Source organism: Streptomyces sp. NPDC001492, assembly GCF_053597275.1.
Window position 1 is genome coordinate 1 of sequence record NZ_JBSFHW010000016.1, and the last position, 23,489, is coordinate 23,489.

The window sequence follows — 23,489 nt, forward strand, 5'->3', positions numbered from 1 at the left end:
GCCTGCCGAAGAACTCCGCGACGACGAGAACTCCAGCCTCCGCGGCCACAGCGCTGCTCTGAGCCGGGCGCCGACACGGCGGCAGCACGCGACGCCGTACGGCAGGCGGCGGCGCGGCGGCCGTCCAAGCCCGCCGAGCAGGTGGTGCAGGTGCAGATCGGGCGGCTGGAGGTGACCGCCGCCACCGCCGCGGAGGACGCCGGGCAGCGGCGGAGGACGGCGGAGCGGCCCGGGACGGCCCTGAGCCTCGCGGACTACCTGGCCAGGGGGCGCGAGTGAACCGCCCCGCACACAGCAGCAGGACGAGAGGAACCGAGGAACTGACGTCATGAGCAACGCACTTGCCATCGCCCATGTCACCCAGGCTCTCGCCCTGCTGATCGAGAACAACGTCGGGCCGGAGTTCGGTGAGGCGGTGAAGGTCGAGCCGCGCAAGCCGCCCGCCGATCCGCAACTCGAACAGCCCACGATCTCGGTGTTCCTCTACCAGGTCACGCCCAACACCTCGCTTCGCAACAACGACCTGCCCACCCGCGCGTCCGACGGCACCCTGGTCAAGCGGCCCGCCGCGGCGCTCGACCTGCACTACCTGATCAGTGCGTACGGCGACGAGCGGGAACTGGTCGGGCAGCGGCTGATCGGTTCCGTGGTGCGCACGCTGCACGAGATCCCGGTCCTGCCGAAGGACGTCATCGAACAGGCCGGTGAGCGGCCGTACCTGGCGGGCAGCGATCTCGCCGAGGCGGCGCAGCGGGTGCGGTTCACGCCGACGGTGATGGATGTCGACGAGACGTCGAAGCTGTGGGGGATGCTCTACCAGACGCCGTACACGCTGTCGGTGGTCTACCAGGCGACGCTCGTCCTCATCGACGGCCGTGAGAGCCCGGTGCCGGGCAGGCCGGTCGAGCGGCCCGAGGTACGGGTGCTGCCGTTCGGGGCGCCGGGCGCACCGGTCCCTCCGGGGCCGGCGCTTGCCAGTGACGGGCCGTCAAGTGAAGTGGCCTCCACCGAAGTTGTGCATGAGAAGGCGGACACCCCCGTCGCGACACCTGCCAAGAAGACCACGAAGGCTCCGGCGAAGACCGTCGCCAAGGCCACCACCAAGGCGCCCGCGCGCACCCGCAAGGCGGCGCCGCGCGCCGCCGGGCCCGCCCCGCGCCAGGGCGGCGACGACAGCACGGGGAACTGAGCGGCATGGGGACGACGGGGGCAGGTGAGGGCATGGGGGCGTACGAGCACGGCGGGCAGGGCGGTGGGACGACGCTGACCGCGGAGATCCGGCGCGTCCTGGCACGCGTCGACGCGCATGCGGCACGGTCCGCCGAGCAGCCCGGCACGCCCGGCGCCCAGGTGGTTCCCGCCGAGGGCCCCGACACCGCCCCCCTCGACGCCCTCGTCGCCTGCCTCAGCCTCACCTCCTTCGAGCGCGACCTCGTCCTCCTCGCCGCCGCCCACGAGCTGGAGCCCACGGCCGCCGCCCGGTGCGCCGCGGCCTGCGGCGACCCCGAACGGGCGTACCCGACCTTCTCCCTCGCTCTGGCCGCCCTTGCGGACCCGCACTGGAGCGCGCTCACGCCCGTCGCGCCGCTCAGACGGTGGCGGATCGTCGAGCTGGAGGACGAGTCACGGCTGACGACGTCCCGGCTGCGGCTGGACGAGCGGATCCTGCACTTCCTGCTGGGCTCGCCCTATCTGGACGCCCGACTGCACGGGCAGTTGCGCCGCACCCCGGTGCCGAAGGCGCTGACACCGTCGTACGACCTGGCGGCCACCCGTCTCGCCGAGGGCTGGACGAACGCGACCGAGGCCCCGCTGGTCGAGATCACCGGCGGCGATCTGCGCAGCCGGGCCGACATCTCGGCGGCCGCGGCCGCCCGCGCGGGCCTCGGCCTGTACTCCATGAGTGCCGAGGACATCCCCTCCGACCCGGCCGACCGCGACCGGCTGGCCCGGCTGTGGCAGCGCGAGGCGATCCTGCTGCCCGCCGCGCTGCTGGTCGAGGCGGGCGAACTGGACCGCGACCAGCGGGCGGCGACCGAGTCGTTCCTGGCCGGGGCGGCCGTACCGGTGGTGGTGTCGAGCGAGGACCCGCTGCGTTCGGAGCGGTCGTACGGGGCCCGGGTGGCCGTGCCGCAGCTGGACGACGACGAGCAACTCGGCCTGTGGGCGGGCGCCTTCGAGGAGATCGGTCTGGCCGAGGGTGAACTCCGTTCCCTCGTCGCCCAGTTCCAGCTGCCCCCGCACGTCGTACGATCCGCGGCCGCCGCCGTGCACCGCCGGCTGCCGCACGAGGACGAACTGGACGCCGGCGAACTCGCCTGGCGGGCCGGGCTCGACGAGGCCCGGATCGGCATGGACGAGCTCGGGCGGCGGATCGCGCCGCAGGCCGGCTGGGACGACCTGGTGCTGCACGAGCGGCAGACCAGCGTGCTGCGCGAGATCGTCGCGCATGTCCGGCAGCGGGCGACCGTCCACCAGGAATGGGGATTCGCCGCCACCCTGCGCCGGGGTCTCGGCGTCACCGCGATGTTCGCGGGCGGCTCCGGCACCGGCAAGACGCTGGCCGCCGAGGTCATGGCGAAGGAACTCGGCCTCGACCTGTTCGTCATCGACCTCTCGCAGGTCGTCAGCAAGTACATCGGCGAGACCGAGAAGAACCTCCGACGGGTCTTCGACGCCGCCGAACGCGGCGGCGCCCTGCTCCTGTTCGACGAGGCCGACGCCTTGTTCGGCAAGCGCAGCGAGGTCAAGGACAGCCACGACCGGTACGCCAACCTGGAGGTCAGCTATCTGCTGATGCGGATGGAGGCCTACCGGGGCCTGGCCATCCTCACCACGAACATGAAGAACGCCCTCGACACGGCGTTCCTGCGGCGCATCCGCTTCGTCGTCGACTTCCCCTTCCCCGCCGAGCACGAGCGGGCCGAGATCTGGCGGCGGGTACTGCCCCCGCAGGCCCCGGTGAAGGACATCGACCCGACCCTGCTCGCCCAGCTCACCGTCGCCGGCGGCTCGATCCGCAACATCGCGCTGTCCGGGGCGTTCCTCGCCGCCGAGGAGGGCGACCGGCTGCAGATGCGGCACATGCTGGCCGCGGCCCGCACCGAGTACCTGAAGCTGGAGCGCTCGCTGACGCCGACGGAGGTCCGCGGATGGGTGTGAACGCCTCGCGGGACCGGGAGCCCTCGGCCATCCGGATCGAGGTCGGCGAGCTGGTGCTCGGCGGCTTCCGGGCCGACCCCGAACACGTGTCGGCAGCGTTCGAGAGCGAGCTGACGCGCCTGGTACGGCTGCACGGTGTGCCACTGGCCGCGCACGGCGCCCTCGCCGTCGACGCACTGTCCGGACTGCCGCCCCTGCCCGCCGGGCTCTCGGCCCGCCGCCTGGGCCAGGAACTGGCGCGGGTCGTGCACGAGGGGCTCAGCGGGCACGGGGAGGTGGGCCGGTGAGAGCCGGGACGCGGGATGTGTGTGCGGGGTGGCCGGCCGGGCCGGAGGGCCTCGTCAGCGGTGCCGGGCAGTGCGCCGACGTGTCCGCCCGCCGCCTGAACCAGGAACCGGCGCAGGGCGCCCATCAGGCACTCGGCAGCCGCGGGGAGGTGGGCCGGTGAGTTCCCAGACCCAGGACGCCGCTTCGGAGCAGGCCGCCGAGCAGCGGCGCCGCAAGCGCAAGGAGCGCGCCGCCAAGTCCCGGGCGCCCGAGCCGAAGAACATCGTCAGCGGCGCCGGCCAGCCCCTCGACCCCGGCCTCAGACGGGAGCTGGAGGAGCAGCTCGGCCACGACCTGAGCCGGGTACGGCTGCACACCGGCCGGGACGCCGGGCAGCTGACCGAACTGCTGGGCGCGGACGCGGTCGCAGTCGGCCAGGACATCCTCTTCCGCGAGGGCGCCTTCCGGCCCGGCACCGACGAGGGCCGCCGCCTGCTCACCCACGAACTCCAGCACACGGTGCAGAACCCGCACGGCCTCGGCGCACTGCGCGCCGGCCGCGAACTCGGCGCCGTGAGCCTGCCGCAGCAGGCGATCGAACGGGAGGCGGAGCAGACCGCCCAGCAACTCGCGGGGCCCGATGCGGAGTCCGCCCCGCAGGTCGAGGAGGGCCAGGCCACCCCCGGTTGGCTGCGCTACGCGACGGTGGACGCCGACCGGCAGCGCGCCGAGGCGATCGACCCGGCGACCCTCGTGGACCGGCTCGCCAACTCCCTCGTGCGCTCACTGCGCGGCGACCCCGAGGACCTGTCCCAGCGCACCCGCCGCCAACTGGCCGGACTGCCCGCCGAGTTGCTCGACAGTGTCCTCGACCGGCTGGAAGACCGACTGCTCGGCCCGGAACACGACCGGGTGCTCGACCTCGTCGACGAGATCGAGGCGTACGACGACTTCGCCGAGGACCGTGTGGAGCGCGACGCGCACGACGCCCCGGCAGCCGAACCCGACACGGCCGAGCAGGTGCGCACCGAGCGGGAGAACGCGCAGCGCGCCGCTGACGAGGATCGGGCCGACAAGGAGAGGCCGGCGAGCGCGCCCGGACCTGAGAAGGAGAGGGCCGAGCGGACCGCCGCCCCCGGAAGCACCCCCCTGAACGGGGGCACCCGGGAGGAACAGCGGCAACGGGCCCAGGACGAGGCGCAGGCCCGCCGGCAGGGTGCCGACTCCGCGGCGCGGGCCCGGCGACAGCCGTCGGGGTCCGGAGCCCGGGACGGCGGGGCGTCGGCGGCCGGGACACGTCAGGAACCCCCGGCGTCCACAGCAGGCACGTCCGCTGCCGTGACACAGGAAGCGACCGCGCCTCAGACGGCTCGGAGCGCCGATGCCGCCCCCGGGCAGGCCCAGCAGGACGCCCAGCCCCAGCAGCAGGAGGAGAAACAGGAGGGCGGACAGAGGGAAGGCGGCAAGCAGGCGGCCGAAACGCAGGGCGCCGCCACGCCCGGAGCCGAGGAGTCCGCCGCCCGCAACAGACCCGGCGCAGCCGAGCAGTCGGCCGCGGCCCGGCCGGTCCCCAAGGTGGACCGGCGGGGCTCGGACCGGTCCACCGGCTCGCCCGCACCCGGCAGGGACACCGAGCTGCCCGCGCCGGCCGGCACCCTGGACGCCGTACGCACCCAGGACCTCGACGGCCCCGAAGCGGCGTCCGACGACGAAGGGGCCCTCACCGAAAGCACCTCGGAGGTGGAGGTCGGCGGAGCCGAGCCCAGCGCCTGGGACATCGAGCTCCAGCCGGAGGACTTCCTGCCGGAGCAGGACCCCGATGTCTCCGGGGTGCCCACGGTGCAGGAGAGCGGTGCCGCCGCGTCCGCGACCGTCTCCCTCCCCACACCGCCGCCGACCAAGGCCGACCAGGTGCAGGCGGAACGCGACGCGGAGGACGCCGAGGACGCGGCGGCGGAGACGGACGTCGAGGACGACATCGACGGGACACCGGCGGCCGAGCCGGTTACGTCGACCGCTCCCGAAACGGTGGGCGGGCCGGGGGACACCCTGTTCTCCGGCCTCCCACCGGAGGAGCGGGCCCCCGTTCTGCCGGGCGCCGGTTCCGTCACACAGGACCCGAAGAGCGGTGACGATCCCAAAGCCGGACCCGTCACCGCGCAGGCCACGGTGCAGCAGGCGGCCAGGCCGCAGGGAGCGGCACAGGAGAACGCGGCCAAGGAGGAGAAGGGGACCGCGGCCGCGGGCGAACGGGGTGCCACCGCGCAGGAGAAGGGCTCACCGCAGGCGGCGGGCGGCACGGCCACCGCGCCACCGGCCAAGGAGCAGCAACAGACCGGCTCCGGCGCGGCCGGCGAAAACGAGCGTACGGGCGACGCCACGGCGACCTCGGCCGCCCGCGGCTCACAGGTCGCCGGAGGGTCCGCCGCGGACCGGCCCGGCAGCGCCACAGGCGGCACGCACAGCGGGGTATCGCCGCAGCTCGATGGCGCCGCGCCCGCGCAGCCCGCGCCGGCCCGGGCGGCCACTCCCGCCCCGGCGCCCCGGCCTGCGCCCAGGCCCGCCGAGTCCACGAGCAACGGGCAGGCCGCCGAGGACGCGGTCGGTGCCGCTCCGCAGCCGGAACGCGCGCCCAGAACCACCACTTCGGCGGCCTCCGCCTCCCCCGCACCCACCGGCGGCGTCGCCGGCAGGCCCGCAGGCAGGGGCAAGGGGAAGAAGGCCTCGGCACCGGCCCCGAACCTCTCCCAGGTGTCGCCCGAGGCGGGACTGAGCACGGCAGCCACGCTGAAGCCGCACCAGGCGTACCAGGCGATGGGCGGGGTGAGCGGCGCGGTCGACCGCACCGTGGGGGACGAGCACCAGCAGCTTGCCTCCGCCCCGCCCTCCATGCAGCGCCCGGCGGGCGCCCCGCAGACCTTGCAGGGCAAGCCGAAGACCGACGCTCCCGCCCGGTACTCGCAGGACCCGGCGCAGAAGTCCGAGGCTCCCCAGCAGGAGAACGCCCAGGTCACCGGCGCGAAGGAGCCCGAGGGGCAGATCGAGGCGGAGAAGGCGGAGGAGCCGAGCGGCTGGCAGACCTTCAAGATGGCGCTGGGTTTCGGCATCGGCTGGCTCGCCGAGAAGCTCGGCTTCAAGGTCGACAAGCAGGAACTGGCCGCCAAGTTCGCCGGGTTGCCCACCAAGGACGAGGCCCTCAAGCAGGCCCAGGCGGGCAACGCCCCCGGCGTGCAGATGCAGGGCGCCGCCCAGCAGACGTCCGACGAGCAGGGCGCCGCCGTCGACACCAAGGGCCAGGAGACGGTCGACACGGCACGGGACGACGCCGGCCGCTCTATGGGAGAGAACCAGGTCTATCCCGACGCTCCCCAGGAGGAGCTGGAGGGCAAGGTGCCCGGCGCGGACGGGACCAAGGGCGTGGTGCCGGGCGGGGCGCCCACCGGCGCGGTACCGCCGGACGCGGCCTCCGCGGTGGCCGAGCACGACAAGGGACCGGAGTTCCAGGCGGCGTTCAGCCAGGGCCGGCAAGGCATGTCCACCAGCCGCCAGACCAAGGACAAGGACTTCCGCGACTCGCAGCAGAAGAACAAGCAGCAGGTCGACGGCGAGATCGGCAAGAACACCAAGAACCAGACCGACCAGCGGACCAAGGCCCTCGACGAGGTCACCGCACACCGGGAGGACTGGCGCAAGGAACAGGACCAGTCGCTCAAGAAGCTCGGCGACAAGAAGAGCGACCGCGCGGACAAGGTCCGCAAGGACGTCCAGGACCACGAGAAGAAGACCGACGACGACGTCGCCCGGCAGAAGACCGACAGCGACAAGCAGATCAAGGACAAGGGCGAGCAGGCCGAGTCGGACGCGAAGAACAAGACGGACACGGCGGCCCAGGACTCGGGCAACTGGCTCACGAAGGCCTTCGACTGGATCAAGCAGAAGGTCATCGAGATCAAGAACGCGATCGTCCAGATCATTCGGGATGCTCGTAACGCCGTCGTCAACTTCATCAAGAACTTCAAGGACACCGTCGAGCGCTGGATCAACGAGGCCCGCACGTTCATCGTCGACACGATCAAGACCCTGATCGACGACCTGATCGAGTTCGCCGTGGAGATGGTCCGCGAGATCATCGAACTGGCCCAGCGGATACGGAAGCTCGTCACCGACCTGATCGAGGCGGCGATCGCCCTCGTCACCCGGCTCGCGGCGGAGCTCAAGCAGCTCGTCACCGATCTGCTCAACCAGCTCGCCAAGATGCTCAGCGACATCCTGAACATCCTCAAGAAGATGCTCATGGACGTCATCAAGTCGATCATCGACGCGGTCAAGACGATCCTCGACTACGCCTCCAAACTCCTGGGCGCGCTCGGCGAGTTCATGATGATCGCGATCGACTTCCTGGACGACCCCGGCGGCTGGCTGAGCGGTGCGAAGAACTCGGCGGTCGACGGCGCGAAGCACTACATGTTCCGCGAGGTGCAGACCGCGGTCAAACAGTGGTTCCAGGAGAAGATCCAGGAGATCATCGGCGTACCGAAGGCGATCATCGAGAAGCTGATCAAGGGCGGCTTCTCCCTGGCTCAGATCGTGAAGGAGACCTGGGACGCGGTCGTACCCCAACTTCCCTTCATCATCGGCGAGATCGTCATCACCAAGGTCGTCGCGAAGCTGATTCCCGGCGCCGGCTGGGCGATGGCCGTCATCGACGCCATCCGCACGGCGATCGGCGCCCTGGGCGCGATCCTGAGCGCGATGGGCGCGGTCCTGTCCTGGCTGCGCGCGGTCCGCCAGGGCGGCGCGGGCCTGCTGTTCGCCAAGGCGGTCGCGGCCGGCATCGTGGCTCTGCTCGAACTCGCCTACCAGTACCTGCTCAGCGCGATCGGCAAGTACGTGGCCAAGGTGGGCCGCAAGCTGAGGGGCATCGCGGCGAAGCTGTTCCGGGGTGGCGGGGAGGGCGGTGGGCCGCGCAGGCGTCCGGCCGGTGGAGCGGAGGACGAGGGCGCCCCGCGCGGGGACCGCCCCGCGCGGACGTCCCCCTCGCAGCGGACACCGTCGGAGCGCACTCCGGCAGGTTCGACCCCGGCCGATCGCCCGACGACGCGCCCCAAGGACACACCCACGTCCTCGAACAGGCCGAAGGGTGACACGGAGACCCCTGCCCGCCCGCGGACGGAGGAGCCGAGCACCACCCGCCCGAAGGAGGGACCCGCCAAGAGGCCCTCCGACAGGCCGGACACCCGTCCCACGCCGACGGTGAAGCCCAAGCCCAAGCCGGAGCCGGAACCGAAGCCGAAGACCCCGGCCGACAGGACCCCGGACAGGCCCAAGGACTCCGCTCCCGACAGGCCGAAGGACGAGACACCCCGGCGCCCGAAGGACGCCGAGGAGACACCGGGCACGAACAGGCCGAAGGACGGTGAGCCCGGCAGGCCCAAGGAAGGGGAGCCGGGCAGGCCCGAGCGGCCCAAGGAGACCGAGGATCCGAAGAAGCCGAGGACCAGCAAGGACGACGACCCCAAGAAGCCCAAGCACGGCGAGGACGACCCGAAGAAGCCGAAGCGGAAGCCGGAGGAGGACGGTCCGGGCCGCCGCAGGCCCAAGCACGAGAAGGAAGGTCCCGGCAGGCCCAAGCACAAGCGGGACAAGGACAGGCGCAAGAAGAAGGAGGATTCGAAGGAATCGAAGGATGAACGCCTGGAGAAGATCATCGCCAGGATTCGTCCGATGATCACCAGGAAGGTGGCCAATCGGATGTTCATCCCTCCGTTCCGCGCCATGCTGGGCGGGCTGCGCCTGTGGTACCGGCTGACCTCCCTCACCTATCGGGGCGAACCCGAAGTCACCCTGAACGCCACTTTGAATCCCACCAAGGACTTCATGAAGGCCCGCCGGGACAAGGACGAGGTCTTTCTCGACGCCCTTCGCAACGACGATCTTCCAGACCCGCTCTGGCCCAACTTCGCCGACATCCCGATGAGTGGTGCGACGGGGCGCAACATCAAGGCTCAGTTCCTCAGTGCCCGTGTGAAGAAGACGGGTCAGGACGCCAACTTGGCGAACCCCGGCAACAATCCGCCGGGCTGGAAATACATCACGGACCGCAACATGCAGGACCAGGCCGCATGGGTGCGTATGCACCTGATTCCGGAGGGAATCGGAGGCATGGCATCCGGCAACAACCTCGTGCCGGCCCGGCGGGAGACGAACAACGAGTTCAAGGACAACATCGAACTCGAGGCCAGGGACTCCATGCCGGCCCCGAACGAACTGATGTGGTATCGCGTGAAGGTGGCTCTGCACTCCCGTAGTTCGGGTACCCCGCCCAAGGTCGACGGATACCCCGAATCGTTCCCCAGCATGATCGAGGCCAGCTATGGCGGATACACCTGGGACTCCTCGAAGCCGCGACGGGAGCGCAGTTCCTGGACTCCCAAGAGCGCCTCGAAGACCTACCGACCCCCCGCCGAGATCCGCCTGCCCGACAAGGGGGAGGCCAAGAAGCTGCAGTTCAACACCGCCGGCGAACGAAAGATCAACGCAGCCATGGGCGGGGACAAGCTGCCCATCGCCCGTGTCCTCGCCGGCAAGACTCCCAACGGCGCGAGTTTCGAGACGGTGGGCAACGACCGAGTGCAGTTGCCACGCAAGGGGTTCGGCTCGGTCGATGCCGTACAGGAGTATCTCGAGGAGAAAAAGGGCGAACTGTCGCCCGAAATGAAGGCGAAGATACCTGACGCGGTCAGGAAGCTCAGGGAAAAGGAAGCAGACCCGGACACCGGTATCGACTGGTATCCGTACTAGATCGGGCAGGTTGCAGATGAATGCGCATCGAGGGTTCGAGACCGAGTGTCTGCGCGCCGTCGCGGAACTCCAGGAGTGCGGAGGTCTCGTGGTTGACGCGGACGAGATTCCGGATGTCATTCCGGAACTCGCCGACCCCGACTGGGTGCTGGCCGACATCGCGTCGCGTACAGGGCTCCACCTCCCCGACCATCCCTTCCGGGATCACTTCTTCGCCCCGAACTCCATCGCGGCCCGCTGGCACAGTGAGGAAGAACCCCACATCGTCGGGGAGTTCGCTCTTTCGCACATTCATCGTCTGCTGGTCGAGGAACCGCCTGAGCTGGAGGACCCGTCCCTGTCCGACGCCGAGGGCGACATCCTCTTCGAACTGCGCGTGATCGACCAGGAGCCGTATTCCGGATCGGGCCGGCTGACCGGAATTCGTCTGGCCGAGGACGGAGGTTCGCATGAGCTGTGGCTGTACGACATGAGCCAGGAACGGCTGGAGCGCCTCGACGCCGACTACGGCACCTACTTGGAGAACGTGCTCATCACCAAGGGCGCCTACGGGTGGCAGTACCTGTTCGCCGACGTGGACTTCAAGGAACCCGGTCTCGGGGACATCGCGAGCAACCTCACCGAGGTCCTGCGGGTGTTTCCCGAGTTGTTCCCGGACCACTCCTACGCGGAGCTCGAGCAGCGGCTGGAGGCCCGCCTGTGACCCGCTACGCCGACATCCCCAAACCCATCCGCTCCGGAATAGTCGTCGTCAACCCCGACACCGGCACCCCCCAGCGCATCATCGTCCTCCAGTTCAACCCGGACACCCTGGAGCGCAGCATCGCGCCTCAGTCCGCCGGCGACAGCGGTGACGGCGGCAGTGGCGGCAAGGGCAGTGGAGACCGCAACGAGGCGCTTCGGCTCAAGGGCCCCGCCGAAGAGACCTGGAAGTTCACCGCCGAGATCGACGCCACCGACCAGCTGGAGATCGCGGCGCCCGACGGGATCCACCCCCAACTCGCCACCCTCGAAATGCTCGTGCAGCCCACCACCGCCCAGCTGCGCGCCGCCGGCCGGCTCGCACAGAACGGGACCATCGAGATCAGCCCGATCGAGATGCCGCTCACGCTGTTCACATGGGGAAGCAAGCGGGTCATGCCCGTGCGGCTCACCGAGCTCTCCGTCAACGAGTCCGCCTTCGACGTGAATCTCAATCCGATCCGGGCCTCCCTGAGTATCAGCATGAAGATCCTCACCGTCAGCGATCTGCCGGCCGGGCACCGCGGTGCCGACCTCTACATGGCCCATCTCGCGCAGAAGGAGCGGCTCGCCGCGGCCGCGCGCGGCGGGAGTCTCGGGGCGCTCGGGCTGCCCGGTGCCGACGTACTGAGTGGAAGGGGCTGAGTCAGAACTCATGGCTGACATCGAGTCTTATGAGAGTGCCCTGGACGCGATACCGGGCTCCCACCCGTACCCGCGCACCAGCCGCTACCACGACGCCGAGATCGGCATTCACGTCCAGGAGGACGGCACCGAAGTCCGTTACGCCAAGCGCCGGTTGCTGCCCCCGCTCGACGCCCAGGACACCCGGGAGCATGTCGTGGGGGCAGGGGAGCGACCCGACCTCCTCGCCCAGCGGTACTTCGGCGACCCCGGCCAGTGGTGGCGGATCGCCGACGCCAACCCCGTGCTCGACCCACGGGAGTTGACCGACGAGGCCGGGCGGGTCGTCGACATTCCCGAGCCCGGGGGACACCGGCGTGTCTGAGCAGTCCGTGGGGCAGGGCCCCGTCCACATCACGCTCCTCATGGGGCCGAAGCTGGTGAAGCCCGTGCCGGCCGAGGTGACCGAGGCGCTGCTGTCCGCCCAGATCACGGCCACGGCGGGCGAGAGAAGCGGGTTCCAGCTCGCCTTCGACCTCACCAAGACCGGGATCATCAACCAGCGGCTGCTGCCCGAGGGGTTCTTCGATCCGAAGACGCGGATCATCGTCACCGTCAGCGTCCGCGGCACCACCGACGTGCTCTTCGACGGGCTCGTCGTGCGTCAGGAGGTCGGTGCGAGCAATCAGCCGGGGCACTCCACCCTCACCGTCACCGGCGAGGACCTCACGCTGCTCATGGACCTGGAGGAGCGCACCGCCCGGTATCCCAACCTCCCGCCCTCCGAGCGGGTGCTGAACATCCTTCGCCGGTACTCGGACTACGGCATACGGCCCGACGTCTACGCCGAGAAGATCGCCCAGCCGCCGCACCAGGACCTGCGGGTGCACTACCAGACCGGTACCGATCTCCAGTACGTCACCGACCTCGCCCGCGCCAACGGCTACACCTTCTATCTGGAGCCCGGGCCCAACCCCGGCCAGTCCTCCGCGCGTTGGGGGCCGGAGATCCGTCTCGGCATCCGTCAGCACGCCCTCAACGTCAACATGGACGCCAATACCACCGTCGACCAGCTGACCTTCGCCTACGACGGGACGGCAAGGGAGGAACCACAGGCCCGTTGGCAGGACCCGGGGACCCGCGTGTCCACGCTCCTTCCCCAGCCGCCGATCAGCCCGCTGCGTCCGCCCCTGGGCCGCCGCCCCACCCCGGCCCTCAAGCGCAGGACCCTCTCCGGCACCGCGAAACAGCAGCGCGAGCAGGCCGAGGCCGAACTCCTCGCCCGGGCTGCCGTGTCGGCGGACGTCGTCTCCGGGTCCGGGTCGCTCGACGTCAACCGGCACGGCTACATCCTGCAGCCCCGCCAGCTCGTCGGCGTGCGCGGCTCGGGACGCGCGTACGACGGCGACTACTACGTCAAGTCCGTCACGCACAACCTGCGGCCGGGGTCCTTCCAGCAGAACTTCACCCTCTCCAGGGAGGGCCTGGAAGCCCGCGACGACCGCGTCCGGCCGTAACACCTCACCACTCAGGAGCAGTTCAGCATGGCGGCACCCACCAATCGCCACCTCGGCAAGTTCCGCGGCCGGGTCGTGGACAACAACGACCCACTGCGCATCGGCCGTATCACCGTCGAGGTCCCGGACGTCCTCGGTGACGAGCCGTCCACCTGGGCGCTGCCCTGCCTGCCGTTCACCGGGCCCGAGGCCGGGCAGTTCGTGGTGCCGCCGCCGGGGGCCGGTGTGTGGGTGGAGTTCGAGCAGGGGGATCCCAGCTTCCCGGTGTGGACCGGGTGCTGGTACGGGACCGCCGAGGAGCTGCCGCCCGACGCGCGCCGCGCCCTCCAGGCGAACTCGCCCAGCAAACCGGTCGTCGTGCAGACACCGGGCGCGCACAAGATCGTCATGGACGACACCGCCGGTGCCGAGCAGGGGATTCTGCTGCAGGCCCAGGGCGGTGCCTACATCCGCATCACCAAGGACGTCGTCGTCATCGCGAACGGGGCGGGCGCCGAAATCCTGCTGCGGGGCGACCACGTCACCATCAACCAGGGCCAGTTGACCGTTCAGTCGAAGCGCTAGCAACACGGGGGAGAAGAGAAGTTGTCCGGGAGTCTGCTCGACGCGAGCGCCGTGATCGGCTGCCCGCACGGCGGCCGGGTCACCGCCGCCACCACACCTTCCGGCGGCGTACGCATCGGGGGTGCCGCCGTAGCCACGGGCGCGCACGCGTACGTCGTCACCGGCTGCCCGCACTCCGTCGCCGGGGTGCCCTCGCCGTGCGTGTCGGTCCGCTGGACCGCCGGCGGCAACGGCGTCACCGTCGACGGCGCGCCCGTGCTGCTCGACACCTCCGCGGCCCAGTGCTTCAGCGCGGCCCTGGTGCCGCAGGGCCCGCCCGTGGTCCAGGCCGCACAGCGAAAGGTCACCGTCCGATGAGCCGCGCCACCCGCCGACAGCCGCGCACCGACATCGCGTTCCCCTTCCACCCCGACCGCCGTGGGCGCACCGCCCACGCCGGCCACGCCGCGCACGTCCACGACCTGATCGAGCAACTGCTGTTCACCAGCCCCGGGGAACGTGTCATGCGCCCCGACTTCGGCTGCGGCCTCCTCGACCTCGTCTTCGCGCCCAACAGCCCCGAACTGGTCAGCACCCTCGAACTCTCCGTACAGGCCTCGCTCCAGCGCTGGCTCGGTGACCTCATCGACGTCGTCGCCCTGGACATCGTCAGCGACGACAACGCCGTACGCGTCCACCTGTCGTACGTCCTGCGGGCCACCGGAGCCCGGACCGACGACGTCTTCGAAGGGAGGGCGGCATGAGCACGGGCACGACCACCTCCCGCCGCGCCAAGGTGAGAGCCGCACAGCTCAACGGAGTCGACGCGGTGGAGGTCAGCGACGACGGGCTGCTGCTCACCGTCACCTTCCTCGGCAAGGCCCCGCACGGCCTCGGCCCCGAGAACGTCCGCATCGACGGCGGCCGCCGCATCACCGGCATCACCGCCGTCGACGTCAGCGTCGAACGCGAGGAGGACCCCGAGCTCGACGACCGGCTCTACGTCACCCTCGACCGGACCGGCGACACCTCGCGGTACGTGTTCGCGCTCGTCGAGGCCGACCCGTACGGCCGCCCGGGAACGGAACCGTTCCGGGGCTTCGACCAGCGCTACCACCGTGCCTCCTTCTCCTTCCGGCCCGACTGCCCGACCCCCTTCGACTGCAAGGACGAAGAGCGGGAACCGCACGGCTTCCCCGCCGCGCCGGTCGTCGACTACACCGCCCGCGACTACGACACCATCCGCAAGCTGCTCCTGGACCGGCTCGCGCTCACCACGCCCGACTGGGTCGAGCGCAACCCCGCCGACCTGGGCGTCACGCTCGTCGAACTGCTCGCGTACACCGGCGACCAGATCAGCTACCAGCAGGACGCGGTGGCCACCGAGGCCTACCTCGACACCGCCCGCCGCCGGGTCTCCGTACGGCGGCACGTCCGGCTCATCGACTACGCGATGCACGACGGCTGCACGGCGCGGGCGTACGTCACCGTGCAGACCGCCGGCGACACCACCCTCGCGCCGGGCACCTTCCGCTTCGCCTCCGTCGACGTCCGCACCCTCGACCCGCACGACCGGCCAGAACCGGGCACGGTCATCGACGAGAACGAGCTCGGCGATCTGGACGAGCGCGGCTCGGTCGAGGTCTTCGAACCGGTCGTCGCCGCTGACCCCTTGGAGCTGAAGACCGCCCACAACGCCATCCGCCTGTGGACCTGGGGCGGCGAGGTCCGCACCCTGCCGAAGGGCGCCACCTCCGCCACCCTGCGCGACGAGTGGGACGACCCCGAGACCTGCCGGGGCCGTCGACTGGCCCTCCACCCGGGCGACTTGCTGGTCCTGGAGGAGGTCAAGGGCCCACGCACCGGCACCCCCGGCGACCAGGACCCGAGCCACCGGCAGGCCGTACGCCTCACCTCCGTCACCCCGGGCATCGACCGCATCGAGGACCAGCCGGTCCTGGAGGTCACCTGGGCCGCCGAGGACGCCCTCCGCTTCCCGCTCTGCCTCACCACCCGCGGCGGCCGCGACTGCCTGCCCGTCGAGGACGTGACCCTGGCCCGCGGCAACGTCGTCCTCGTCGACCACGGCCGCACCCTCACCGGCCTCCCGCAGACCGCCACCGTGCCGCCCGAGCCGGCCGTCGTCGCCTCCTGCGCTCCGCCCGCCTTCGGCTGCCACGACCGCGAGGAGGGCAACGCCCCGGCGCGGCTGATCAACTCCCTCACGGACAGGACGGAGAGCGCACAGCCCCTCCTACCCGACGACGTCCGCGAGCTGTTCGAGGTGGTCGGCGAGGCGGCGACCGTACGCGCCGGAATCGGTCTGGAGCGCGCCGGGCAGCGGCACGAGCGCGTGGTGCCCGGCACGGCGTACGCCCAGGCAGCCGCCCTGCGCACGCTGCTCGCCCAGTCCGTCTACCCGGGCATCGCGCCCCGCTTCCGGCCCGTGCTCGGGCGTACGCCCGTCGTGCAGGCGGTGGCCTTCCCCGACCCGCAGACCGTCGCCGCCGGACAGGCCGCACGGATCGCCGCGATCCCGGGAGCGGTCCGGCAGCGGCTGGTCGAGCTGTGGCGCAGCGCCCGCGACCGCGACGGGCTCGGGGACGAGGAGATCGACGAACTCACCATCATCTACGGCCTGAAGGTCATCGAGCGGTTCGAGCTCCGTACGCATCCCGTCCGCGCCCTGCGTGAACTCCTGCACAGGAACGACGAGTTGCTCGACACGAAGCTGCGCCGCGTCGCCGTCCTCGCCTCCCGGGCCCGCGCGGGCACGGTTCTCGACGGGCACATCGCCTGGGAGATCGCCCACAGCTGGGGCCCGGCGTACGCGGCCGGACTGCACCCCGACGAGCCGGTGCTGCGCGGCTCCGCGACCGCCGCGCTCGCCCAGGACCCGCGCCGCGCCCTGCCCGCCGTGCGCGTCGAGGACGGCGACCTGACCTGGCTGCCCCGCCGCGACCTGCTGCACAGCGGCCCCCGCGACCGGCACTTCGTCGGCGAGCTGGAGGACGACGGCCGTATCGCCCTGCGCTTCGGCGACGGGCGGCACGGCGCGAGGCCGAAGCCGGGCGCCCGCCTCGCCCTGCACTACCGGCTCGGCGGCGGCATCGCGGGCAACGTCGGCGCCGAGGCCATCAACCACCTGGTCGTCCAGAGCGACTGCGCACAGCCGCCGGCCGCCGTGGTCCGCAACCCGCTGCCCGCCGTCGGTGGCGTCGAGCCCGAACCCGTCGAGCAGACACGCCAGCTCGCCCCGCTCGACCTGCGCCGCACCCGACTGCGCGCGGTCACCGCCGAGGACTACGCGGCCCTCGCCGCCCAGCTCCCCGGCGTGCAGCGCGCCGCCGCCGAGATCCGCTGGACCGGCAGCGTCCAGGAGGCCCACATCGCGATCGACGCATACGGCAGCGCCGACCCGTCGGCCGAGCTGCTCCCCGAGGTCGAGCAGTCCCTGGAGGCGTACCGGCGCATCGGCCACGACCTCGTGGTCGGCCCCGCCCGCCTGGTACCGCTCGACATCGCGCTGACCGTGTGCGCCAGGCCCGGCCACCAGCACGGGCAGATCCTCGCCGAGCTCTACCGCGTGCTCGGCAGCGGCCGGCTCGCCGACGGGCGGCTCGGGTTCTTCCACCCGGACGCGCTGACCTTCGGCGAACCCGTACGGCTCAGCCGTCTGGTCGCCGTCGCCGCGGCCGTACCGGGAGTCGAGAGCGTCCACGTCACCCGGTTGCGGCGGCAGTTCGAACAGGACCGAGGAGAGAGGGAGGACGGCGTGCTGCGGCTCGGCCCGCTGGAGATCGCCACCTGCGACAACGACCCCGACCGGCCGGAGAACGGCCTGCTGGCGATATCCCTGGGAGGTGCGGCCCGATGACCGCCACCGATGAGTGCACCTGCGGCTGCGGCGGCCACGACGAGCGCCTCGCGCCCGCCCCGCCGCACAACCCGCCCGGGCGCACCGCCCTCGACTACCGCGTCGGCGAGTACGGCTCGTTCCTGGCCGCCCTCCTCGACCGGCTCGCCTCGCCCGCGTACCCGGCTCTGGAAGGCCTCACGGTCCGCACCCCGGACGATCCGGCGATCGGGCTGCTCGACGCCGCCGCCGTCCTCGGTGACCTGCTGACCTTCCACTCGGAGCGGATCGCCGACGAGGCGTATGTCCGTACGGCGAACGAGCACCGCTCGCTGGTGCTGCTGGGGCGGCTGGTCGGGCACCGGCCGCGGCCCGGTGTCGCCGCCGCGACGCATCTCGCGTACACGCTCGAACGTGATCCGCGTGCGCAGACGCTGCCCGTCGTGATCCCGCGCGGGGCGCGCGCCCACAGTGTGCCCGCCTCCGCGGACGAGGAGTCGCTGACCTTCGAGACCAGCCGGGACCTCAGCGCCCGCTGGGACTTCAACGAGCTGAAGGTGCGCAGGCGTCGGCCGTCCCTGGTGACGCCCGACGATCTCGAGCGGCGCTCGGAGCTGTTTGTCGAGGGAACCTCGAACTCCCTTCAAGTCGGAGACCAGTTGCTGTTCGTGTTCGGTGAGCAGGCCGGTGGGGAGCGGAAGTTGCTGCCGGTCGCCGGCGTGCGGGTTGATCGGGACGAGGACGTCACCGCTGTCTCGTTGCCGAGGTCTGCGCCGCCTACGTTGAAGGAGCTTGTCGACGAGGTGCGGCGGTGGGTTGCCGAGCCTGCGGCTCCGGGGGAGCCGGGGGAGGAGCCGCCTACGCCGGAGGTGCCCAATCCTCGGCCTGTCAGCCGGCTGATCGAGGACTTCGAGGACCAGGTTCTGGCGCCGCTGCGGGTGGACTTGGACGGGGTGAGGACTCCGGAGAGCCTTGCGGCTGTGCTGGGGGAGCCTGTTGCTCGGCTCGGCGAGGCTCAGGTGCTGGCGGGGCCTTGGGAGGAGGTGGCTGCGTGGTTTGAGCAGTTGCAGGCTGTTCTGGCCGAACTGGCTGGGCGGGCACTGGAGTTGGCGCCTGCGCAGGGCACGAGTGAGAGTGCCTCGGCAGGTGGGTTGGTGTCTGCGGCGCCGTCGGGGCTGATCGCGCCCACGCGGCGGAAGCCGCACATTCAATACAGCCCCGCGCCCCTTAAAAGCGATCCGCGCACTGCTGCGTTCCATGCACTGGCAGCTGTCCTTCCCGCTCTGCGCGCCCAGCCTCCCACTCTGCCGACGGGCACCGGCGCCCAGCGTCCCGGCACGGATACCGCCCGGCTTCTCCGCGCCCTCAATCCGGGGCTCGGCAGCCTCTATCCGGCGTGGCGCAAAGCTGCCGTCCCCGGATCTGCTCAGCTGCTGCGCGCCCTGCTCGCCATGCGCGTCACCGCCGCCCCCTTCGGTTCCACCGCGCCGCTCAAGCCCGTACAGGACGACAACGGCCGGGTCATCCGAAGTGCCGACTGGCCGCTGACGGGGGCCGTGCTGACCGGGATGCGGGTCGTGTACGACACCGCGGGCAAGGTGCCGGTCCGGGCGGAGTTCCAGTACGTCGAGGGGAACAGTTCCGATCAGCGGGCCGTGACGCTGCCGCTCGCCCAGCAGGTCAACTTCGGGCTCGGGCCGGGGCATGTCGACCTCTCCAGCGGCTCCGGGCAGGAGCCCGCCGTCAGCGTCCACCTGCGCGACGGGCTGCCCGAGCGCACCCTGACGGTGTCCCGGCCGGGCGACGACGGTCTGGTCCACGTCGGTGTCAGCAACGGGACGGCGCAGGACGTGCCCCTGCGGCCCGGCATCCCCGTGCAGTTCACCCACGGCGAGTACGAGGTGAGCCTGCGCTACACGGTGGGCAGCACCGAGCCGAACGTCGAGATCGTCGTCGCCAGCAAGCCGGCGCCGGTCAACCGGCGTGTGCTGCAGCTCGACAGCGTGCACACGAGCATCACCGTCGGGAGTTGGGTTGCCGTCCGGCGGCCCGCGAAGGGTGCCCAGGACGGTATACCGGGCGACCCGAAGCTGGCGTTCGTCACCACTCAGGTCGTGGCGGCGCGTACGGCGGCCTACTCCAACTACGGCATCACCGGACGCGGCACCGAACTCACCCTCGCGGACCCGTGGCTGGACGAGTTCGACGTGCTGCTCTCGCACATCCGCGACACCACCGTGTATGCCGGGGGCGAGCCGCTGCGGCTCGCGGACGAGCCGCTCGGCGAGGACGTGCACGGCAACGAGATCGAACTCGCCGAGCTGTACGACGGACTGCGTCCCGGGCGGCTGCTCGTCGTCACCGGTGAGCGCAGCGACATCCCCGGGACGACCGGGGTGAGCGCCGACGAGGTCGTCACGATCGCCGCCGCCGATGCCGCCGTGGACCCGCAGCTGCCCGGCGACCGCGTCCACACCCGGCTGACCCTGACCACGGATCTCGCCCACCGCTACCGCCGCGAGACGGTCCGCATCCTCGGCAACGTCGTCGAGGCCACCCATGGTGAGAGCCGGGAGGAGGCCATCGGCAGCGGTGACTCGGACCGCGTGGGCCAGACGTTCGCGCTCTGGCAGTCCCCGCTGACCTGGCTCGCCGACGACAATCCCCTCGGCGCCACACCGGTGCTGGAGATCCGGGTGGACGGGGTGCTCTGGCACGAGGTCGACAGCCTCGCCGGACGCGGACCGCGCGAGCGCGTCTACATCACCGGCACGGCGTCCGACGGCCGTACGACGGTCACCTTCGGCGACGGCGTGCACGGCGCGCGACTGCCCAGCGGCCACGAGAACGTCCACGCCCGCTACCGCTTCGGCACCGGCAGGGCGGCCAACGTCCCGGCGAACCGCATCACCCAGCCCCTCACCCGCCCGCTCGGCGTCACCGCGGTCACCAACCCCCGCCCGGGGACGGGCGGAGCGGACGCCGACGGTCCCGGCCTGACCCGCCGTACGATCCCCCTCGCCGTCTCCGCCCTGGACCGGCTGGTCTCACCGGCCGACTACGAGGACTTCGCCCGCTCCCGCGCCGGCATCGGCCGGGCCGCCGCGCGCGAACTCTTCGACGGGCGGCGGCGCGTGCTGCACGTGACCGTCGCGGGTACGGACGACGTGCCCCTCGACGGCGACTCGGACACCCTGCGCGCCCTGCGCGGGGCGCTCACCGAGTACGGCGACGGCAACCTGACCGTCCGGGTGGACGTGCGCGAACTGGTCCTGCTGCTCGTCTCGGCCAAGGTGAAGGTGGCCCCGGACTACGCCTGGGAGTACGTCGAACCCCGGCTGCGGGCGGCACTCCTGCGCCGACTCGGCTACGAGGGACGGGAGTTGGCGCAGCCCGCCCGGCTCTCCGACCTCCTCGCCACCGCCCACACCGTGCCCGGCGTCGACTACGTGGACGTCGACGTCTTCACCGGTGTCCCCGCCTCCGCGACCCCCGCGGAGGTCGCCGCGCTGCTCACCGACCCCGGCGAGCCCCGCGCCGGCGTGCCCGCGCACCCGGCGGCGTACGACGAGAAGATCCACACCGTCCGCGACGCGCAGGGCGAGACCCTGTCGTCCGTCTGCGCACGGTACGGCGTCCCGCTCGCCGAACTCCTGCGCCTCAACCCCGACATCACCGACACCAGGCGCCTGAAGAAGGGGCGGTCGGTGTACGTCTTCCGCGGCATCCGCCCGGCCCAGCTGGCCCTGCTCTCCCCGCGGGCCGCGGACACCCTCATCCTCACGGAGGTCAAGTGATGGCCGCGAACCAGGCGGACGTCCAGTTCGACACGGTAGTCCCGGTGACGTCCCGCGAGCCGGACGGCCTCGCCGCCCTGCTGCCCCGCTGGCACCTCCTGCGCGACGCCGAGGAGGGCGAGCCGCTGCGCGCGCTGCTCGCGGTGATCGCCGAGCAGCTCGACCGGGTCCGCGACGGCGTGGAGCAGGGGTACGAGGACCTGTTCGTGGAGACGGCGGCGCCCTGGGTACTGCCCTACCTCGGCGATCTCGTCGGCTACCGCACCCTGCCGGGCTACGAGCGTGTGCTCACCACGGGCCTGCACGAGGGCGGGCGTGCCGCGCTCGCCGAGGCCATCGCGCCGCGCGCGGACGTGGCGGCCACGGTGGCCAACCGGCGCCGCAAGGGCACGCTGCACCTGCTGGAGGAGATCTCCGAGCAGGTCGCCCGCTATCCCGCCCGCGCCGTCGAGCTGTCACGGCTCGTCGCCCACAACCAGTCGGTGAAGCTGTACCGGGACACCGGCAGGGGCCGCCTCCTCGACCTCCGGGACGGCTCGGCGCTCGCCCTCCAGGGCGGCCCCTTCGACACCACGGCCCGCACCGTCGACGTCCGCCGCGCCAACTCCGCGCGCAAGCAGGGAGGTTGGAGCCCGGCCGGAGTCGCCCTCTTCGTCTGGCGGCTGAAGGCGTACTCGCTGACCTCCTCCCCGGCGTACTGCATCGACCGCGCCCGCAACCTGTACACCTTCTCGATCCTGGGCAACGACAGCCCCCTGGTCACCAAGCCGGTCCCGGAGCCCTCGCCCACACACATCGCCACCGCCGACAACGTCCCGGCATTCATCACCCGCCGTCTGCTCCACGACCGGCTGCTGGACTACTACGGCCCCGGCAAGAGCTTCGTGATCCGGCGCGACGGCGAGGACAAGCCCGTACCCCCGTCCGACATAGTGGTCGCGGACCTGTCCGACTGGCGCTACCGGCCGAAACGCGGGCAGATCGCCGTCGACCCGGAGCTCGGGCGGATCGCGTTCGGGTCGCGGTCGGCGCCCCGGCAGGGCGTGTGGGTGGACCACCACTACGCGTACGGCGCCGACATGGGCGGCGGCGAGTACGAGCGGCCCGACCGCGTGGACCGGCCGGACGCGAGCTTCTACCGGGTCGGCCCGGGGCAGCCGTACCGCCAGATCATGGACGCCTACCGGGCCTGGCAGCACGACCGCCGGGCAGGCGGCACCGGGCCCGACGGCATCATCGAGATCACGCACAGCGGCGCCTACCAGGAGCAGCTCGACTTCGACCTCGACCCCGGCGACCGGCTGGAGCTGCGCGCGGCGGAGGGCACCCGGCCGGTGATCCGGCTGCTGGACTGGTACAGCAACCGGCCCGACGCCCTCAACATCCGTGCCGTACACGAGGACTGCGCGCCGCACGAGCGGCCGCGGATCGTCCTCGACGGGCTGCTGGTCGCCGGGCGCGGCATCAACGTCACCGGCGCGATGGGTGCCGTCGTCGTACGGCACAGCACCCTCGTACCCGGCTGGTCCCTGGAGCCCGAGTGCGAGCCGCACTCGCCCGAGGAGCCCAGCATCGTCCTGGACCGCACCACCGCCTGCCTGCAGATCGAGCACAGCATCCTCGGCACCATCGAGGTCATCGGCGACGAGGTGAGCGAGGACCCCCTCGACATCCACCTCCGCGACAGCATCCTGGACGCCACCGGGCACGACCGCGAGGCCCTGTCCGCCCCGGACTGCCGCCACGCCCACGCGGTGCTGCACGTGCACCGCACGACCGTCATCGGCGAGGTCCACACCCACGCGGTGGAGATCGCCGAGAACTCGGTCTTCACCGGCAGGCTGCACGTGGCCCGGCGCGGCATCGGCTGCCTGCGCCATTCGTACGTCCCGGCCGGCTCGCGCACGCCCCGACGGCACCGCTGCCAGCCCGATCTCACCCCGGGCGTCCGGCCGTTGTTCACCGCCGTTCGCTACGGGACGCCCTGGTACGGGCAGTTGGCCGACCGGTGCCCCGAGGAGATCCGGCGGGGCGCGGACGACGGTGCCGAGATGGGCGCCTTCCACGACCTGTACCGGCCGCAGCGCGAGGACGGTCTGCGGGCTCGGCTCGCGGAGTACACGCCGGCCGGCACGGACGCCGGGATCTTCTTCGTGACGTGAGCAGTGCCGCCGTACGACC

14 protein-coding genes and 1 pseudogene are annotated in these 23,489 nt (G+C 71.7%); all 15 read left to right on the plus strand.

Translation table 11 applies throughout. The features are described 5' to 3' along the window. Nucleotides 1–279 (plus strand): annotated as a pseudogene (locus ACWC1K_RS21160) (hypothetical protein); the annotation flags it as partial. A 49-nt stretch (nucleotides 280–328) separates the two neighbouring features. After that, nucleotides 329–1,189, plus strand: coding sequence for a DUF4255 domain-containing protein (locus tag ACWC1K_RS21165; protein ID WP_450833308.1), 861 nt, complete (start codon nucleotides 329–331; stop codon nucleotides 1,187–1,189). A 32-nt stretch (nucleotides 1,190–1,221) separates the two neighbouring features. Next, nucleotides 1,222–3,162 (plus strand): ATP-binding protein, encoded by a 1,941-nt coding sequence (locus tag ACWC1K_RS21170; protein ID WP_450833309.1) that lies wholly within the window; start codon nucleotides 1,222–1,224, stop codon nucleotides 3,160–3,162. Beyond that, entirely contained in the window at nucleotides 3,153–3,449 is a 297-nt protein-coding gene (locus tag ACWC1K_RS21175; RefSeq protein ID WP_450833310.1) for a hypothetical protein, read from the plus strand. Before ACWC1K_RS21170 ends, ACWC1K_RS21175 begins: the two co-directional genes overlap by 10 nt. A gap of 157 nt (nucleotides 3,450–3,606) precedes the next feature. Beyond that, on the plus strand, nucleotides 3,607–10,230 hold the full coding sequence (locus ACWC1K_RS21180; RefSeq protein WP_450833312.1) for an eCIS core domain-containing protein: 6,624 nt from the start codon (nucleotides 3,607–3,609) through the stop codon (nucleotides 10,228–10,230). 16 nt (nucleotides 10,231–10,246) lie between these two features. Beyond that, entirely contained in the window at nucleotides 10,247–10,933 is a 687-nt protein-coding gene (locus ACWC1K_RS21185; RefSeq protein WP_450833314.1) for a hypothetical protein, read from the plus strand. Further along, nucleotides 10,930–11,616 carry a hypothetical protein gene (locus ACWC1K_RS21190; RefSeq protein WP_450833316.1) on the plus strand — a complete coding sequence of 229 codons (687 nt, stop codon included), beginning with the start codon at nucleotides 10,930–10,932 and terminating at the stop codon, nucleotides 11,614–11,616. The genes ACWC1K_RS21185 and ACWC1K_RS21190 overlap by 4 nt, the downstream gene beginning before the upstream one ends. Nucleotides 11,617–11,626: 10 nt before the next feature. Then, nucleotides 11,627–11,980: a hypothetical protein gene (locus ACWC1K_RS21195; protein WP_450833318.1), complete on the plus strand. Its 354-nt coding sequence runs from the start codon at nucleotides 11,627–11,629 to the stop codon at nucleotides 11,978–11,980. Continuing rightward, the gene (locus ACWC1K_RS21200) at nucleotides 11,973–13,112 is read left to right on the plus strand and encodes a hypothetical protein (RefSeq protein ID WP_450833320.1); all 1,140 of its coding nucleotides are present in this window, start codon (nucleotides 11,973–11,975) and stop codon (nucleotides 13,110–13,112) included. Before ACWC1K_RS21195 ends, ACWC1K_RS21200 begins: the two co-directional genes overlap by 8 nt. Nucleotides 13,113–13,139: 27 nt before the next feature. Beyond that, entirely contained in the window at nucleotides 13,140–13,676 is a 537-nt protein-coding gene (locus ACWC1K_RS21205) for a phage baseplate assembly protein V (RefSeq protein WP_450833322.1), read from the plus strand. 21 nt (nucleotides 13,677–13,697) lie between these two features. After that, nucleotides 13,698–14,033 carry a hypothetical protein gene (locus ACWC1K_RS21210; RefSeq protein ID WP_450833324.1) on the plus strand — a complete coding sequence of 112 codons (336 nt, stop codon included), beginning with the start codon at nucleotides 13,698–13,700 and terminating at the stop codon, nucleotides 14,031–14,033. Beyond that, nucleotides 14,030–14,419, plus strand: coding sequence for a GPW/gp25 family protein (locus ACWC1K_RS21215; protein WP_450833325.1), 390 nt, complete (start codon nucleotides 14,030–14,032; stop codon nucleotides 14,417–14,419). Before ACWC1K_RS21210 ends, ACWC1K_RS21215 begins: the two co-directional genes overlap by 4 nt. Further along, the gene (locus tag ACWC1K_RS21220; RefSeq protein WP_450833327.1) at nucleotides 14,416–17,532 is read left to right on the plus strand and encodes a putative baseplate assembly protein; all 3,117 of its coding nucleotides are present in this window, start codon (nucleotides 14,416–14,418) and stop codon (nucleotides 17,530–17,532) included. Before ACWC1K_RS21215 ends, ACWC1K_RS21220 begins: the two co-directional genes overlap by 4 nt. Further along, a complete protein-coding gene (locus ACWC1K_RS21225) occupies nucleotides 17,529–21,308 on the plus strand; it encodes a putative baseplate assembly protein (RefSeq protein ID WP_450833328.1) in 3,780 nt (1,259 codons plus the stop codon). Before ACWC1K_RS21220 ends, ACWC1K_RS21225 begins: the two co-directional genes overlap by 4 nt. After that, nucleotides 21,308–23,470, plus strand: coding sequence for a hypothetical protein (locus ACWC1K_RS21230; protein WP_450833329.1), 2,163 nt, complete (start codon nucleotides 21,308–21,310; stop codon nucleotides 23,468–23,470). The genes ACWC1K_RS21225 and ACWC1K_RS21230 overlap by 1 nt, the downstream gene beginning before the upstream one ends. Nucleotides 23,471–23,489 lie beyond the last annotated feature (19 nt).

Coding starts and splice junctions, on each gene's coding strand:
- ACWC1K_RS21195 (WP_450833318.1), top strand. CDS start 11,627: ATGGCTGACATCGAGTCTTATGAGAGTGCCCTGGACGCGATACCGGGC.
- ACWC1K_RS21165 (WP_450833308.1), top strand. CDS start 329: ATGAGCAACGCACTTGCCATCGCCCATGTCACCCAGGCTCTCGCCCTG.
- ACWC1K_RS21205 (WP_450833322.1), top strand. CDS start 13,140: ATGGCGGCACCCACCAATCGCCACCTCGGCAAGTTCCGCGGCCGGGTC.
- ACWC1K_RS21230 (WP_450833329.1), top strand. CDS start 21,308: ATGGCCGCGAACCAGGCGGACGTCCAGTTCGACACGGTAGTCCCGGTG.
- ACWC1K_RS21215 (WP_450833325.1), top strand. CDS start 14,030: ATGAGCCGCGCCACCCGCCGACAGCCGCGCACCGACATCGCGTTCCCC.
- ACWC1K_RS21170 (WP_450833309.1), top strand. CDS start 1,222: ATGGGGGCGTACGAGCACGGCGGGCAGGGCGGTGGGACGACGCTGACC.
- ACWC1K_RS21175 (WP_450833310.1), top strand. CDS start 3,153: ATGGGTGTGAACGCCTCGCGGGACCGGGAGCCCTCGGCCATCCGGATC.
- ACWC1K_RS21185 (WP_450833314.1), top strand. CDS start 10,247: ATGAATGCGCATCGAGGGTTCGAGACCGAGTGTCTGCGCGCCGTCGCG.
- ACWC1K_RS21220 (WP_450833327.1), top strand. CDS start 14,416: ATGAGCACGGGCACGACCACCTCCCGCCGCGCCAAGGTGAGAGCCGCA.
- ACWC1K_RS21225 (WP_450833328.1), top strand. CDS start 17,529: ATGACCGCCACCGATGAGTGCACCTGCGGCTGCGGCGGCCACGACGAG.